13 protein-coding genes are annotated in these 14,904 nt (G+C 68.2%); 4 read left to right on the top strand and 9 right to left on the bottom strand.

What is annotated here, in order from left to right; translation table 11 throughout:
- Positions 1-515: 515 nt before the first annotated feature.
- Both NA12_RS23220 and NA12_RS23215 read right to left on the bottom strand, forming a co-directional pair.
- A complete protein-coding gene (locus NA12_RS23220; RefSeq protein WP_067455130.1) occupies positions 516-1,385 on the bottom strand; it encodes a MaoC family dehydratase in 870 nt (289 codons plus the stop codon).
- The gene (locus tag NA12_RS23215; RefSeq protein ID WP_067455129.1) at positions 1,385-2,740 is read right to left on the bottom strand and encodes a 3-oxoacyl-ACP reductase; all 1,356 of its coding nucleotides are present in this window, start codon (positions 2,738-2,740) and stop codon (positions 1,385-1,387) included. The genes NA12_RS23220 and NA12_RS23215 overlap by 1 nt, the downstream gene beginning before the upstream one ends.
- Before the next feature lie 205 nt (positions 2,741-2,945).
- Between NA12_RS23215 and NA12_RS23210 the strand changes: the two genes are divergently transcribed.
- On the top strand, positions 2,946-4,268 hold the full coding sequence (locus NA12_RS23210; protein WP_067455128.1) for an acetyl-CoA C-acetyltransferase: 1,323 nt from the start codon (positions 2,946-2,948) through the stop codon (positions 4,266-4,268).
- A gap of 67 nt (positions 4,269-4,335) precedes the next feature.
- On the opposite strand, the gene NA12_RS23205 is transcribed toward NA12_RS23210, so the two are convergent.
- The 4 genes from NA12_RS23205 to gnd all read right to left on the bottom strand — a co-directional run bounded on the left by NA12_RS23205 (position 4,336) and on the right by gnd (position 7,681).
- On the bottom strand, positions 4,336-4,551 hold the full coding sequence (locus NA12_RS23205; protein ID WP_067455126.1) for a hypothetical protein: 216 nt from the start codon (positions 4,549-4,551) through the stop codon (positions 4,336-4,338).
- Positions 4,552-4,701: 150 nt separating this feature from the next.
- Positions 4,702-5,649 carry an alpha/beta hydrolase gene (locus NA12_RS23200; protein WP_371856018.1) on the bottom strand — a complete coding sequence of 316 codons (948 nt, stop codon included), beginning with the start codon at positions 5,647-5,649 and terminating at the stop codon, positions 4,702-4,704.
- Positions 5,650-5,785: 136 nt separating this feature from the next.
- A complete protein-coding gene (locus tag NA12_RS23195; protein ID WP_067455120.1) occupies positions 5,786-6,487 on the bottom strand; it encodes a hypothetical protein in 702 nt (233 codons plus the stop codon).
- A gap of 147 nt (positions 6,488-6,634) precedes the next feature.
- A complete protein-coding gene (gene gnd, locus NA12_RS23190; protein WP_067455393.1) occupies positions 6,635-7,681 on the bottom strand; it encodes a phosphogluconate dehydrogenase (NAD(+)-dependent, decarboxylating) in 1,047 nt (348 codons plus the stop codon).
- A 474-nt stretch (positions 7,682-8,155) separates the two neighbouring features.
- Between gnd and NA12_RS23185 the strand changes: the two genes are divergently transcribed.
- Positions 8,156-9,889 (top strand): VanW family protein, encoded by a 1,734-nt coding sequence (locus tag NA12_RS23185; protein WP_243654772.1) that lies wholly within the window; start codon positions 8,156-8,158, stop codon positions 9,887-9,889.
- A 60-nt stretch (positions 9,890-9,949) separates the two neighbouring features.
- On the opposite strand, the gene NA12_RS23180 is transcribed toward NA12_RS23185, so the two are convergent.
- The 3 genes from NA12_RS23180 to NA12_RS23170 form a co-directional block, all read right to left on the bottom strand.
- Positions 9,950-11,140, bottom strand: coding sequence for a DUF5685 family protein (locus tag NA12_RS23180; RefSeq protein ID WP_067455114.1), 1,191 nt, complete (start codon positions 11,138-11,140; stop codon positions 9,950-9,952).
- 68 nt (positions 11,141-11,208) lie between these two features.
- Positions 11,209-11,808, bottom strand: a complete 600-nt coding sequence (locus NA12_RS23175) for a TetR/AcrR family transcriptional regulator (protein ID WP_067455111.1) — start codon at positions 11,806-11,808, stop codon at positions 11,209-11,211.
- A gap of 86 nt (positions 11,809-11,894) precedes the next feature.
- Positions 11,895-13,073, bottom strand: a complete 1,179-nt coding sequence (locus tag NA12_RS23170) for a glycoside hydrolase family 3 N-terminal domain-containing protein (RefSeq protein WP_067455390.1) — start codon at positions 13,071-13,073, stop codon at positions 11,895-11,897.
- 114 nt (positions 13,074-13,187) lie between these two features.
- Here NA12_RS23170 and NA12_RS23165 point away from each other — a divergent pair, with 114 nt between their 5' ends.
- Together NA12_RS23165 and NA12_RS23160 are read left to right on the top strand one after the other, a co-directional pair.
- Positions 13,188-13,655, top strand: coding sequence for a universal stress protein (locus tag NA12_RS23165; RefSeq protein WP_067455108.1), 468 nt, complete (start codon positions 13,188-13,190; stop codon positions 13,653-13,655).
- Between the two features lie 88 nt (positions 13,656-13,743).
- Positions 13,744-14,895 (top strand): isochorismate synthase, encoded by a 1,152-nt coding sequence (locus NA12_RS23160; RefSeq protein WP_067455105.1) that lies wholly within the window; start codon positions 13,744-13,746, stop codon positions 14,893-14,895.
- Positions 14,896-14,904 lie beyond the last annotated feature (9 nt).

Genomic DNA, 14,904 nt, shown 5'->3' with positions numbered 1-14,904 from the left:
TGCTCGAAGAATCCCCCGATTCGAACGACTGATCTTGTTCACAACGCTTCCTCCACAACACTTCTCGCCACGGATCTGGATCAGGTGAACCCCGCCGACATGACCGAACGGTCGATGGGCAAGAGAAGTTCTACACGCGTTTCGCGGGGATCCGGAGGGCTCGAAATTCGGGCACCGAAGTGTTCAGATGCCGAATAGTTGCCGGGCGGTTGGGGCACGCGATATTGGCGAGGTGGCAACGTCGCAAAGTTGGACCACTGTGGCCCAGGCAATTTCTTAGCACGCAGAAGAAAACACCGGACGGTAGACCAAATTGGGCGTCGAAATGCCCGATGGCAAGTGTTCAGCGAACGCGAAGTTGGGTGATGAGTAAAGTCACAGCAATTGCGCGTAACGGTGCCCGTTGGGATGACGATCGAGGATGACCTCGAAAACACAAGGCCCCGACCACAATCCCCGAATACCGGTAGGGGCCGCACACCCCCCTGGAGTGTGCGGCCCCTACCGGTGGGCACTCAGCGCAAGGTCGCGGTGAGGTGTGGGTAACCCTTTTTGGGGTGCAGGATGGAGAGGTCCCAGCCGGATCCGACTCGATCGGCGTAGATGTTCACCGATGACGGCAGGAAGATCGGCTTGCCGAACTTGACCGCGTAGCTCGCCTTTTCGGGTACACGACCCTCTACGGTGCTGAGGATCGCGGCAGCCGACCACATGCCGTGGGCGATGGTCTGCGGGAAACCCATTGCCTTGGCGCCGATCCCGGAGACATGGATCGGGTTGCGGTCGCCCGAGGCCGCGGCGTAGCGGTTGATCATTTTCTGATCGACGCGCTGCACGCGCAGCGGCGGCGGGGGCACCTCGTCGGCGGGAGGTGCCGACTTGGGACCGCCGGAGAGCGAGGTGCGCTGCTGGTGCAGCAGGGTCGATACCTGCCGCCAGACCAGTTCGCGGCCCACCCGGATCTCTGTGATCGCGTCTACCAGAAGACCTTTCGGGTGTTCGCGAAGGTTCTCGACGTGGGCGGAGAAATCGAGCGGCTCGGCGACCGAGATCTCCCTGGTGCGCTCGATGACGTTCTCGAAGTGCACCGCGCCGACCGCCGTGAACGGGAAGTCCCTGGCCACGAGCAACTCCATCATCAGCGGGAACGCGAGGATGAAGGGGTAGGTCAGCGGCAGGGTGTCGCTGAAACGCAAGCCGGTGGCGTGGCAGTAGGCGGCCAGGTGGTCGGCGTCGACCCGCACGCCGTCGACGACTACCCGACGGTCGGGCAGGGTCGGCTTGCGACCCGACAGCGGAGCGGGCAGCGGGATGGCGCCGAGCGCCGCCTTGGCGTACAGGCCGCCGTTCTTCGGGACCTCGGTGAGGGTGATCGTCTGAGTCATCAGGCGCCGATCAGGCTCTGACCGCAGACGCGAACCACGTTGCCGCTCACCGCGTTCGACGCGGGGCTCGCGAAGTAGGCGATGGTCTCGGCAACGTCGACGGTCTGACCGCCCTGCAGCAGCGAGCTCATCAGGCGACCGGCCTCACGGGTGCCGACGGGGATGGCGGCGGTCATCGCGGTCTCGATGAAGCCGGGCGCCACCGCGTTGATGGTGATGCCCTTCGCGGCCAGCAGCGGGGACTCGGCGTCGACCATGCCGATGACGCCGGCCTTGGACGCGCCGTAGTTGGTCTGGCCGCGGTTGCCCGCGATGCCCGCGATGGAGGACACGTCGATCACGCGGCCGCCTTCCTTGAGCACGCCCTTGGCGACCAGGCCCGAGGTGATGCGGTGCGGGGCAGCGAGATTGACGTTGATCACCGAGCTCCAGCGGCCCTCGTCCATATTGGCGAGCAGCTTGTCGCGGGTGATGCCCGCGTTGTGGACGACGATGTCGATGCCGCCGAAACGCTCGGTGGCGAAATCGGCCAGGCGCTCGGCGGCGTCGGGCGCGGTGACGTCGAGGGCCAGCGCGGTGGCGCCGATCTTGTTCGCGGTGTCGGACAGTGCCTCGCCCGCGGCGGGGATGTCGGCGACGATCACGGTGGCGCCGTCACGGGCGAACACCTCGGCGATGGTGGCGCCGATGCCGCGCGCGGCGCCGGTCACGACCGCGACCTTGCCCGCGAGCGGCTTGTCCCACGAAGCGGGGGCGACGGAGTCGGCGGCACCGACCCGGATGACCTGACCGTCGACGAAGGCCGACTTGCCCGAGAGCAGGAAGCGCAGGGTCGACTCGACGCCGGTCGCGGCGGCGCCCGCATCGGGGTGCACGTAGACGAGCTGGCTGGTGGCGCCGCGCAGCAGCTCCTTGCCGACCGAACGGGTGAAGCCCTCGAGCGCGCGCTGGGCGATCTGCGCGTCGACCGAGCCGACCAGTTCGGGGGTGGTGCCGAGCACCACGACGCGGCCCGACGGCGCGAGGCTGCGCATGGCGGGCTGGAAGAACTCGAACAGCTGCGCGAGCGCGTCGATCGAGTCGATGCCGGTGGCGTCGAAGACCAGCGCGCCGTACTTGGTGCCCGAGGCGAGCGAGTCGGCGACGGTGTAATCCGACAGCAGCGCGCGGACCGGCTCGGCCAGGCGGCCCTTGCCGCCGAGCAGCACCGGGCCGGGCAGCGCGGGCTCGCCCGCCTTGTAACGGCGCAGTTCGGCCGGCTGCGGGAGGCCCAGCTTGCTCGCGAGGAACGCGCCGGGGGCGGAGTGGATGAAAGATCCGTAGAGGTTCGGTGCACCCTTGCTCTTGGCTGCCACTGTTCCTACCTTCTCTGTGCTCGACGTGTGTGTGACCGTTGCCCTGCCCAGTGTCCCCGGTGTGAGCGCGCACTCGCGGGTACGGTGTCGACAACGAACTTACTCCGGAGTAAGTTTAATGTAAACCGATACGACGCCGCGACCGCACGGGGGCAATTCCACCGGCCGGCGTTATCCGGAACCGACGAGACCATGGAGAACTCGAGTGACCAGCAAAGCCCGCTCGGCGAAGTCCCCGGCCAAGGCCGTGAAGACCCAGCGCCCGATTGCCATCGTTGGCGGCAACCGCATCCCGTTCGCGCGCTCCGACAAGGCCTACGCGAAGGCGTCCAACCAGGACATGTTCACCGCCGCCCTCGACGGGCTGGTCAGCCGGTTCGGGCTGCAGGGCGAACGCCTCGGCATGGTCGTCGGCGGCGCTGTGCTCAAGAAGGTCGGCGAGCACAGTTTGATCCGCGAGAGCGTGCTCGGTTCGAAACTCTCGCCCTACACCCCGGCCCACGACCTGCAGCTCGCCTGTGGAACCGGCCTGCAGTCGATCGTCACCGTCGGTGACGCGATCGCGCTCGGTCGCATCGAGTCCGGCATCGGCGGCGGCGCCGACACCACCTCCGACGCGCCGATCGGCGTGAGCGAGGACATGCGCGAGTGGATGCTCACCGCCAACCGCGCGCGCACCACCAAGGACAAGCTCAAGCTGGTCGGCCAACTGCGCCCCTCGATGCTGGGCATCGAGATCCCGCGCAACGCCGAGCCGCGCACCGGGCTGTCGATGGGTGAGCACGCCGCCATCACCGCGAAGGAGTTCGGCGTCGCCCGCGAAGCGCAGGACGAGCTGGCCTACCTCTCGCACAAGAACATGGCGGCCGCCTACGACCGTGGCTTCTTCGACGACCTGATCACGCCGTTCCTCGGCCTGACCCGCGACGACAACCTGCGTCCCGGCTCGACCGTGGAGAAGCTGTCGACCCTGAAGCCGGTGTTCGGCGTCAAGGCCGGCGAGGCCACCATGACCGCGGGCAACTCCACCCCGCTCACCGACGGCGCGTCGGCGGTGCTGCTGTCCACCGACGAGTGGGCGGCCGAACGCAACCTCCCGGTGCTGGCCCACCTGGTCGACTCCGAGGTCGCGGCGGTGGACTACATCCACGGCCCCGACGGCCTGCTGATGGCGCCCACCTACGCGGTCGCGCGCCTGCTGGCCCGCAACGGCCTGACCCTGCAGGACTTCGACTACTACGAGATCCACGAGGCCTTCGCCTCCGTGGTGCTGGCCACCCTGGCCGCGTGGGAGTCCGATGCCTACTGCAAGGAGCGCCTCGGCCTCGACGGCGCGCTGGGCTCCATCGACCGCAGCAAGCTCAACGTCAACGGTTCCTCGCTCGCCGCGGGCCACCCGTTCGCCGCGACGGGCGGGCGTATCGTCGCCTCGACCGCGAAGCTGCTGGCGGAGAAGGGATCCGGCCGCGCGCTGGTCTCCATCTGCGCCGCGGGCGGCCAGGGCGTGGTGGCGATCATCGAGCGCTAGCTCGACACACAGCGACGGCGGGCGGTCTCCGGTTCTTCGGAGACCGCCCGCCGTTCGTTGTCTGAGCTCAGCGGCACTGCGGGTTCGGGTGCGGCTGCGACGATCCCCAGGGTCCGCAGAGCAGGAGCTTGATGAAGCCGAGTGGAATATCGATAGCGGCGGAACCGGTTCCGCTGGAACCCGATTCGGCTACCACGGCCGGTTGGGCGGGGGCGGCGAGCGCGGCGGGGGCGCCCGCAGCGATACCGGCGACAGCCGCGGTGGCGACGAGAACTCGGATCATTCGACGATGCATGACAAGCCTTTCGGGGGACGAGCTGAACTGCTGATAACCACATCGGGTGCTTCGATGCGCGCGTTATCCATAGCTTCCATGGGCTTGACCGCGTGAATTACTCAGTGCTACAAGCTATTCGAGTTCCCTGGAGAGCTGTTAGTTCGCACCGATAGCGGCAGCGAGAAGTGGCCAGGAATTGTGCAGGTCCTGTTCCCAGTACTTCCAGGTATGGGTGCCCGCCGGACGAAATTCGGTGTGGGCGGGAATGTTCAATTCCGCGAGGCGGGCGGCGAGTCGCTGGGTGCACAGGTTGGCGGCGGCCTCGATGGCGCCGCCGAGCAGGATCTGGTCGGTCATGCCGATGACCTTGCCGGGCGTGGCACCGGGCGGCAGAGCCTCGGCGGCGCCGGGCAGTCCGTTGGCACTGGAGAGGTAGATCGCCTTGCCGCGCAACCGTTCCGCGTTGAGGTAGGCATCGTTGGCGCGCCAGGCGGGGTCACCGGGTGGGCCCCACATGTTGGCCGGGTCCGCGCCGCCACGAGCCAGGACGGTGTCGATGTAGGCGCGGCTCACCGGGTCCTCGACCGAGGCGCAGCCGCTGTAGGCGCCGACGGCGCGGTAGCGGTCAGGGGCGGCGATGGCCAGGTTGAGCACCGCCGTGGCCGACATCGACAGGCCCGCGATGGCATTCACGCCGGTGGTGTTCAAGGTGGCGTCGATGATCGGCGGGAGTTCCGCGGTGAGGAAGGTCTGCCATTTGTTGCGGCCCAGCTTCGGATCGTCGCGCTGCCAATCGGTGTAGTACGAGAACGCGCCCGCCGCCGGAGTGACGACGTTGACGTTCTTGTCGGCGAAGAACTGCACGATGTCGGTCTGGTTGTACCAGTTCGCGATGTCCTCACCGCCGCCCGCGCCGTTGAGCAGATACAGCGTGGGACGGGGCGCGCTGGTGTCGTGCGGCGTGATGACCTGCAACGGGATCACCCGGTCCATCGACGCGGAGTACACGTGCACTATTTGCTGCCGCTGGCCCGGCCGCTCGATCCGATCCAGCCGGGATCCGTCCGCACCGGCGGTGCCGATCGTGACGACCGACAGCGCGATGACAGCGAGCGCGGTCAGCACCGTCCGCTTACAGGGGAACACGAGCCCTCACAGAGTTCGAAACGATTGCGCCACACAGGGAATGGTGCGCCGGGACGGCAGCGCGAGTCCGTCCCGGCGACCAGGTGCCAGACGATCAGCTACCGATCAGATCGCCCAGCACGTCGGCGATGATGTCGCTCAGCGAGCCGGTGGAGCTCAGCTGGCCATCATCGGAACCCAGCCCGTTGTCACCGAGACTGCCGATCACCGTCTCACCGGCATTGGCGCCGCGCGCGGTGAAACACGCTGTGAGGCCGGGCAGTTCAGTGCCGACACCCACGGTGCCCGCGACGCCCACGCCACCGCTGGTGACCATCTGGCCGGCCTTCACGCCGCTCGGCACGGGGTAGGTGATGGTGAGGGTGACCGGGTTGCCGGAGTTGACGAACCAGCCGGTGCTCGTGACCTTCCAGCCTCCCGCGTTCGGCACGGCGGTGACATCCTCGGTGACCTGGCCGCCGACCGCGTGATAGGCGGTGATGGTGGTCTTGGTCGGGGCGCCGAAGCCGACCGGCGGGAAGTCGGTGATGGTGTTGACGTACGGGTTGCCGATCCCGGTGGTTCCGACGACCACCTTGTAGGTGACCGAGGTGCCGACGCCGATCTGCTCGGCGCTCGCGGTCTTGTCGTAGACGTGAGTGACGCCGACGGTGCTCGCATCCTTCTTCTGCGCGTGACTGCTCACCGCGCAGGTGGCGTCGGCGGCGGCGACGCCGGATCCAAGGCCGACACCGACACCGGCGACGACCAGTGCGGTGGTGGCGACGCCCGCGGCGATACGCGAAGTCCGGAACATGTTTTTCCTCCATAGCCCCGGCGAGACGGCCGGGGCGAATTCCTCATCAGGTGGGCTTTCCCCCCCTCTGACCACAAGGTATAGGCCCAACTGGACGTCTGTCCCGGAAAAGAAGAACGTGTTCCTATTTTGTGGAATATGGTCGTTTTACTTTGTCGTGCGGGTAGTATCCGGCAGCTCGTTGTGGCCGCCGAAGGCCTTTCTCATGGCCGAGAGCATCTTGTCGGCGTAGAGGGCCTGGCCGCGGGAGGAGAAGCGTTGGTAGAGGGCAGCGGAGAGGACCGGGACGGGGACCGCGGTGTCGATGGCGGCGTCGACGGTCCACCGGCCTTCGCCGGAGTCGGAGACGCGACCGCTGTAGGAATCCAGGTCGGGATCGGCGACCAGGGCCGCCGCGGTGAGATCGAGAAGCCAGGAGGCCACGACCGAGCCGCGACGCCACACCTCGGTGATGGCCGGGATGTCCAGGTCGTACAGGTAGTACTCGGGGTGCTCCATCGGCGTCTCCTCCGCGGAGTGCTCACCGTGCAGGTAGTCCGACCCCGCGTTGGCGTGCGCCAGGATGTTGAGACCCTCGGCATAGGCGGCCATCGCGCCGTACTCGATGCCGTTGTGCACCATCTTCACGAAATGGCCCGCGCCGTGCGGACCGCACAGCAGGTAGCCCTTCTCGGCCTGCGACAACTCACCGGTGCGACCGGGGGTGCGCGGCGCCGTCTCGTAGCCGGGGGCGATGGTCGCCAGCAGCGGCTCGAGGTAGTCGACCTGGGCCCGGTTGCCGCCGATCATCAGGCAGTAGCCGCGCTGTAGGCCGAACACACCGCCCGAGGTACCGATGTCCAGGTAGTGGATTCCCTTGGGCTCCAACGCTTTCGCGCGCTTTATATCCTCGTGGTACCGACTGTTGCCGCCGTCGATGATGATGTCGCCCGGCTCGAGCAGTTCGGCGACATCCTCGATCACCTTGCCGGTGGCACCGGCCGGAATCATCACCCACACCACGCGGGGCACCTCGAGCTTGCCGATGAACTCGGCCAGGTCGTTCGTGCCGCTGAACTTGTCGCCCAGCTCGGACTCCAGCTCGGAGATCGGCCCTCGGTTGCGCTCGTAGCCGACGGCGGTGTGCCCGTCGCGCACGATACGGCGCACGATGTTGGCCCCCATCCGGCCGAGGCCGATCATTCCCAGCTGCATCAATTCTCCTCGTTCGTCCCGGTCCGTGGTGTCGAGTCTCACCCCAATTGTCTCGCGCCGCCGCGTCGCCGCTCGTCGAGGCGCTGGCCCGCCGCGCCGAAATTCTTCCGAATGAGCTGTAACGCCCCGCTCCGGGCCACGATAAACAGATCGGCTCCGTGTAGTTGCCAGACCCCCGACCCGGCAACTACGCGGAGCCTTTCGCTGTCCGGCGGGCGATCGGACGCCGTTCCGACGCCTGTACGGAGCACTTACCCAGCCCCCACCCGGTCGCCGAGCGCGCCGAAGCGCGTTACCCTCGGGCCGGACCCCGCAAACATTCGGGGCCAACCTAACGGAAGGACCTCCGTGCCCAGCGAGTCGACCGCCGGACGACCGGCCGACCGAAGGGGCGAGGTCGGATTACGCAAGCTGCTCGAATCAAATCGCACTTTCGATCCGGACACCACCGCCCTTACACAGCCCCTGAACACCGTGACCCGCGATCGCTGGTCACCCACACCCGGCCCGGCAAGCCCACCCCCGCCGACCTCGCCGGGCAACCAGCAGCTGGTCAAACGCATCGGGATCGCGGTCGGCGCCGTGCTGGCCGTCGGGACCGCCGCCTACCTGGCCGACCTCGCGTTGAGCACGGGTGAGGTGGCGCGCGGCGTCGTCGTCGCCGGTATCGACATCGGCGGCATGGACCAGGCCGAGGCCGACGCCCTGCTGCACACCGAACTCGGTCCCAAGGCCGAGCGACCGCTACCCGTGCGGATCGGCGACGTACAGGCGAGCCTGGTGCCCGCCACAGCCGGTCTGTCGGTGGACTACGACCGCACCTGGGACGCCGTCGGCAGCCAGCCACTGAACCCGGTGAGTCGACTGATCTCGCTCTTCGGAACCCGCGAGGTTCCGGTATCGAGCACCGTCGACGCCGCGGCCCTCGACGCACAGCTCGAGAGCTTCCGAGTCCACGACAACCCGACCGTCGAAGGCACGGTGCGGTTCGAGAACGGCAGGCCCGTCGCGGTCGCGCCGGTGCCTGGCCGGGTACTCGATACCGAGGGCGCGCGCACCACCGTCATCGACCGCTGGGCCGCGAGCAGCCAGCTGGATCTGCCCGTGGTGGCCGCGCCCATGGCCGTGCGCGCCGACGCCGTGCAGGCGGCGGTGCGCGAGATCGCGACACCCGCCGTCGCGTCACCTATCGCGGTGTCCGGCAAGGACATCGCGGCCTCGCTGACCCCCGGTCAGATCGCCGACACGCTCGGTTTCGCACCCGACGGTAACGGCGGACTGGCACCCCGGTTCGACAACGACGCCGTGATCGCCTTGCTCGCACCACAATTGGCGAAGTCGGAGGTGGAGCCCAAGGACGCCACCTTCACCGTCGGCACGGGTAAGCCGACCGTCGTACCCGCCGTGGTCGGCGAGAAGGTGGACTGGCCGAAGACGCTGGAGAAGCTGCCCGCCCTGCTGACGCAGCCGGGTCCGCGCACCAGCCCGGTGGTGTATCAGCGCATCGAGCCCAAGCTCACCACCGAGGCCGCGAACGCGCTCGGGGTCACCGAGACCATCGGTCAGTTCACCACCGGCGGCTTCAGCGGACCCTCCGGGGTGAACATCCGCACGGTCGCCGCCAAGGTCGACGGCGCGGTGGTCAAGCCGGGAGATACGTTCTCGCTCAACGAGTTCACCGGACCGCGCACCGCCGCGGAGGGCTATGTGGAGTCCGGCATCATCGACAAGGGCAGGCCGAGTACCGCGGTCGGCGGCGGCATCAGCCAGTTCGCCACCACGCTCTACAACGCGGCCTACTTCGCCGGGATGGAAGACGGCGGACACACCGAGCACAGCTACTACATCTCGCGCTACCCGGCCGCGCGCGAGGCGACCGTGTTCGACGGTGCGATCGACCTGGCGTTCCGCAATACCGGCACGACCGGCGTCTACATCCAGGCCATCGCCACCGGCTCCGACATCACCGTGCGGTTGTGGGGCACCAAGACCGTGAACGTGGAATCGGTGACAGGTGAGAAGTCGAAGCCGACCGAACCCACTGAGGTGGTGCTGCCGAAGGGCAAGGACTGCATCGCCTCCGAGGGCGCACCCGGTTTCACCATCTCCGACACCAGGGTGATCACCGACGCCAAGTCCGGCGCCCAGGTGTCGCGCCACACCCGGACCGTGAAGTACGACCCCATCCCGATCGTCAAGTGCGAGTAGGGGTTCGATAGCGAAAGGCTCGCGCGGTAGGCGAATTCGCCACCGCGCGAGCCTTTTTCGTCAGCAGTCGCAGCCGCAGCCGCAATCGCCGCAGCAGCAGTCATCGCCGCAGCAGTTGCCGCAGCACTCACCGCAGTCGCAGCAACTGCCGCAGTCGCAGTTCTTGGCCCAGGCATCCTTCTGTTCGCCGGTGCACGGACTGGTGTGGTCCACGCAGCAGGCCACGCCGGTGCAGTAGACGCCGAGGATGAGTCCGCCCGCCTTGAACGGACCGGGTCGGCTCGGGCGCCGTCGTCCGGGCGGGGACGGGAATTCGTACGGCGAATGCTGTTGCGCCGCAGCGGGAGTACGGCAGGTGTGGCCGACCGCGAGACCGAGCCCTCGGCCCACGGTCCGCAGCAGGCTCGCCAGCGGATCGAGCAGCGCCCAGCGCACTGTCGGCAGCTGGTCGAGTTCGGCCTCGGACGCGGCCTGTCGAATGCGGGATTCGCTCTCGCGCAGCAGCTCGTATGCGCGGGGCATATCCGTGCCGGTGGCCTCCAGGGGATTGAAGCGGCCACGGGCACGGTCGCGTTCGAGGTCTTCGATGGCGTCGGCCAGATGCGCGATGCGACCGACGTGGCGACCGATCTCCTGGAGCGCGGCAACGTTTTCCGGGCGACCGGCCAGCGTGGCGGTATGCCCGAAGAGGGTGGCGGCGCAGAGTTGAGTCGGCCCGGTGAGTTCGTCGAGCGAGGTCGAACCCGCGCGCCCTTGCGCCTGGAAGGCCGCCGCGCGCGACTCCAGCGCGGACTGGGTGGCGATCGCGTTCAGCATCGGCGCGACATCGAGCCCGATCAGCTCTGCCTGTCGCTCGGCTCGCGCCGCCCACGTGTTCGACACCCTGCGCATCGGAGCGCGGGCCACAGCGGACGCATCGCCGTCGTCGACGTGATCACGAATCTTGGCCGCGCCCAACAGCAGTGACGCGGTGGCGGCCAACCGCACGCCCGGCGCGCTCGCGGCGACCACCGAGGCGCGCTTCATGCCACGTAGCGGACACGGACCGGCGCTGGTGCGCTCGCCGGCACCTGCCTGCGCCTCCGTGAGCACGCTGAGCACGATCGCGTCGGTATTGGTCGCCGCGCGGGCCAACTGGCCGTGCCCGTCCCGCAGACCCAGGCACAGCCCGCACATGTGTGCCTGCCACTGCCCCGGATCGATGCCATATTTCGCCGCGCCGTGCGCACACGGCTTCAATACACCGAACACACTGCCACCCCGTCTGTCGTGAAACGTCAACCGTGCACGATCGCAGCCGACAGGGCGCGGCGCAACCGCTAGTCGACCTTCTTGCGACCGGCCAGACCGCGCCAGGCGAGATCGTCGAGTAGGTCGACCGCCTCGGCCACCTCGATCCGCCCGCTCGCGACCCGGTCGGCGATGGCCTCGCCCGCGCCGATCACCGCCGCCGCGACGACCTCGAAATTGGTTCCGGGGTCGGCGTTCCTGGCGCTGGACTCGAGCAGTTTCGCGGTGAGTTCGATGACGCGCTCACGGGCATTGTCGATTTCGGAGGCGAAAGTTTGCTGACCGAGTGCCTGCCGGTAGAGAACCTGCCAGGACTGGCGATTGCGGTCGACGAAATCGAGGAAACTCTCCAGCGCGGTACGCACCTGCTCGTGCGGGGTCAACTGCGGGTTGCCCGCGGGCGCGACGGCCTCGATGAACCGCAGACCCTCGCGCTGGATGCAGGCGCGAAAGAGTTCGTCCTTGGAGCCGTAGTACAGGTAGAGCATGGGTTTGGAGATCTTCGCCTCGGCGGCGATGGCATCCATCGACGTGTCGTGGAAGCCCCTGCGCGCGAATACCTCGACGGCGGCATCGAGCATCTGTTGCTCGCGAACTGCCCGGGGAAGTCGCTTGGTCCCGCCTGCCATCCACTCTCCTACCGCAGGGTGAACCACCTATCTTACTCCAAGGTAAGTTAACCCGCCCTCATTTGCCGCACAGTCGCCGAGCGCGATCAGCAGCCCAGCGCTACGCCCTTGTAGCGCGCCATCCGCAGAACGGATGTGTCGACCCGGTCGGCGGGCAGTTTGCCACTAGACACCGACTGTTCCAAACGGTCGAGTACCTGGGGCACCGCATCGCTGCTGATCCACAGCGCGTTGTCGGCGCCCGCGAGGAGAGTGGCCTCGACGGCATCGGCGATGGACATGCGGGCGGTGATGGCGGCCATGCCGCTGAGATCGTCGGTGAAGATCGGCCCGTCGTAGGGCGGCGCACCGTAGCCCTTGCCCTCGCGCAGCAGCGTCATCGCGGCCGGGCTGATGCTGGCGGGCACGTCGGGCTCGGTCAGGCCGGGCACGTCGAGGTGGCCGACCATCACCGCCGCACCGGAATTCACCAGCTCACGGAACGGCACCAGGTCGGTGTTCTGCATCTGGTCCAGCGGCGGGGTGGTGACGGCGCCGGTGTGCGAGTCACCGGACCCGGAGCCGTGGCCGGGGAAGTGCTTGATCACCGAACCGAGGCCGACCTCGTTGGCCGCGCGGATGTAGGCACCGGCGAACTCGGTGACGACCTTCGGGTCGTCGCTGTAGGAGCGGTCGCCGATCACGCTGTTGTCGGGCTGGCTGCTCACATCGACATCGGGGGCGAAATCGACGGTGATCCCGAGGTCCTTGAGCGCCTTCGACCTGGTCAGCGTGAACTGGTAGTACTGCTCGGGGGTCTGGGTCTGCGCGATCTCACGGGCCGACGGCGCGGCGCCGATCACGTTCTTCGCGCGCGAGACCCGCCCGCCCTCTTCGTCGATGGTCACCATCAGCGGCACCTTGGCCTTCGCCTTCACCGCGTCGAGTGCCGACTTGTCGAGCAGGCTCGGATCGGTCCAGCTGCCGACGAAGATGCCGCCCACCTGCTCCGAACTCACCACGTTCGACGCGTCCGCCGACCCGGTGATGCCGACGGTCAGCAACTGGGCCAGCTTCTCGCGCTGCGAAAGTTTGGCGAGATAGTCTGCGCCGCAATTGCTTCGGGTCGGAGTCGCCGACGCGGGCGACCCCGGCTCCCCGGCGGCCGAGGGACCGGCCACCGCGCTGCTACTCGCCGCGGGCGACGTCTCGTTCGACGAACCTCCCGAACAGGCGGTCGCGACGGCGGCGAGGACTGCGAACACGACCACAGGCGATTTCCGCATGCGCTCCACGGTAGCCCGCTCGCGCCGCGAACCCATCACGGTGGTTCGGATTGATACCTCCCAGCCGCGGGTAACCTGGGATGAAACCAGCTCCGACCAGCGCAGGAGGTCGTCATGGCATGCGATCGGATGCTCATCGCCTACGACGGTTCCGAGAACGCCAAACGCGCCATCGAGTACGCGGGACGGTTCCTCACCGCCGAACGCGCGATTCTGCTCACCGCGTGGGAGCCGATGGTGCGCCAGGCCGCGCGCATCTCCGGACTCGCCGGGGTGATGCAGCCCGACTGGGTGCCCGACGAGGAGGTGGAGGACATCGCCTACGCCGACGCCCGCAAGATCAACGCCGAGGGCGTGCACCTGGCGCGACTGGCCGGCGTCGACGCCGAACCGCGCACCGCCGAGTGCACCACCACGATCTGGAACGCCATCGTGGACTGCGCCGACGAACTCGACGTCGACATCATCGTCGCCGGTACGCGCGGTTCAACGGGGTTGCGCGCGCTGTTGCACAGCAGCGTCGCCGAGGCCGTACTCAAGCACGGGCACCGGCCGGTCCTGCTGGTACCGCCGGAGCAGTAGCCGGTCGCCACGCCCGATCTTCGAGCGGTGAGAGTTGCGTCGCTCTCGCGGATCGGCGCCACATCGGCGGCGTTATGGTCGAAGCACCATGAACGAATTCCTGCTCGCTCGACCCGACGCGGTGTTGCGGACGTCAGGGGTGCGCAAGTCCTACTCCGACCCGCGGGAGGCACTGGCGGCGCTGCGCGCGTGGCGGAGCTCGCCCGGCCGAGCGCAGGTCGCCGATTCGGCCGGAGAACGGCATGACCCGGCACCCACGTTGATCGTCGGAGCCCTGCCGTTCGATCCGCGCGAGCCCGCGGCACTCTGGCAACCGGAGACGGTGCTGCACACCGCGGGACCGTGGCGACCCGCGGCGCTCCCGGACCTGCCCGAAGTGCGTGTGGTGACCGAGATACCCAGTCCGGCTGAGCATGTCGCGCGGGTGACGAAACTGGTCGAGCAGCTGGCCGACCCGGCGAACGAGCTGCGCAAGGTAGTGGCCGCACGGTCGATAGTGCTGGAGGCCGACGCGCCGCTCGACCCCGAAGTGCTCGCGGCGCACCTGCTGACCAGGCATCCGAACGCCGCGGTGTACGCGGTCGACCTGTCCGCGGCGGGTCGATCCGGCGAGACGCTGATCGGCGCGACACCGGAGGTGCTCATCGCACGCCACGGCGAGCGCGTGAGCCTGCACCCGCTCGCGGGCACCGTGGCGCGCCTCGCCGATCCGGCCGAGGACGCGGCACAGGCGCGAGAACTGTTGGCCAGCAAGAAGAACCACGACGAGCATGCCTTCGTCATCGACTGGATCCGTCGGCAACTGACCCCGGTCTGCGCGCGACTGCACATCCCCGACGCGCCCGAGCTCCTCAGCACCGAACAGGTCTGGCACCTGGCCACCCCCATTCACGGCGTGCTGCGTGACCCGTCGACCACCGCACTCGACCTGGCCCTGCTGCTGCACCCGACCCCCGCCGTCAACGGCACCCCGTTCACCGCCGCGCTGGACGCGATCGCCACCGACGAACCGCGACGCGGCTTCTACGGCGGCGCGGTGGGCTGGTGCGGCGACGACGGCGACGGCGAATGGGTCGTGGCGATTCGCGGCGGCGAGCTCGGCGCCGATCGCCGGACGCTGCGGGCGAGCGCGGGCGGCGGGATCGTCGCGGCGTCGGATCCGCGTGCCGAGCTGGCCGAGACGACGGCCAAACTACGCACGCTGATGAATGCCCTGCGTTGCGAGCTGCCCAACGACTGATCGAGCCGG

Origin of the sequence: Nocardia alba NBRC 108234, from assembly GCF_001612665.1 — a bacterium.
In the GTDB taxonomy this organism is placed as follows: Bacteria; Actinomycetota; Actinomycetes; order Mycobacteriales; family Mycobacteriaceae; genus Nocardia; species Nocardia alba.
Note: the sequence above shows the minus strand (reverse complement) of the source record. Positions and strands in the feature narration are given on the sequence as shown.

Excerpts from the sequence above, each read along its gene's own strand:
- NA12_RS23205 (WP_067455126.1), bottom strand. The coding sequence starts at position 4,551 with ATGATCCGAGTTCTCGTCGCCACCGCGGCTGTCGCCGGTATCGCTGCG.
- NA12_RS23160 (WP_067455105.1), top strand. The coding sequence starts at position 13,744 with ATGAACGAATTCCTGCTCGCTCGACCCGACGCGGTGTTGCGGACGTCA.
- NA12_RS23220 (WP_067455130.1), bottom strand. The coding sequence starts at position 1,385 with ATGACTCAGACGATCACCCTCACCGAGGTCCCGAAGAACGGCGGCCTG.
- NA12_RS23175 (WP_067455111.1), bottom strand. The coding sequence starts at position 11,808 with ATGGCAGGCGGGACCAAGCGACTTCCCCGGGCAGTTCGCGAGCAACAG.
- NA12_RS23165 (WP_067455108.1), top strand. The coding sequence starts at position 13,188 with ATGGCATGCGATCGGATGCTCATCGCCTACGACGGTTCCGAGAACGCC.
- gnd (WP_067455393.1), bottom strand. The coding sequence starts at position 7,681 with ATGCAGCTGGGAATGATCGGCCTCGGCCGGATGGGGGCCAACATCGTG.
- NA12_RS23170 (WP_067455390.1), bottom strand. The coding sequence starts at position 13,073 with ATGCGGAAATCGCCTGTGGTCGTGTTCGCAGTCCTCGCCGCCGTCGCG.
- NA12_RS23195 (WP_067455120.1), bottom strand. The coding sequence starts at position 6,487 with ATGTTCCGGACTTCGCGTATCGCCGCGGGCGTCGCCACCACCGCACTG.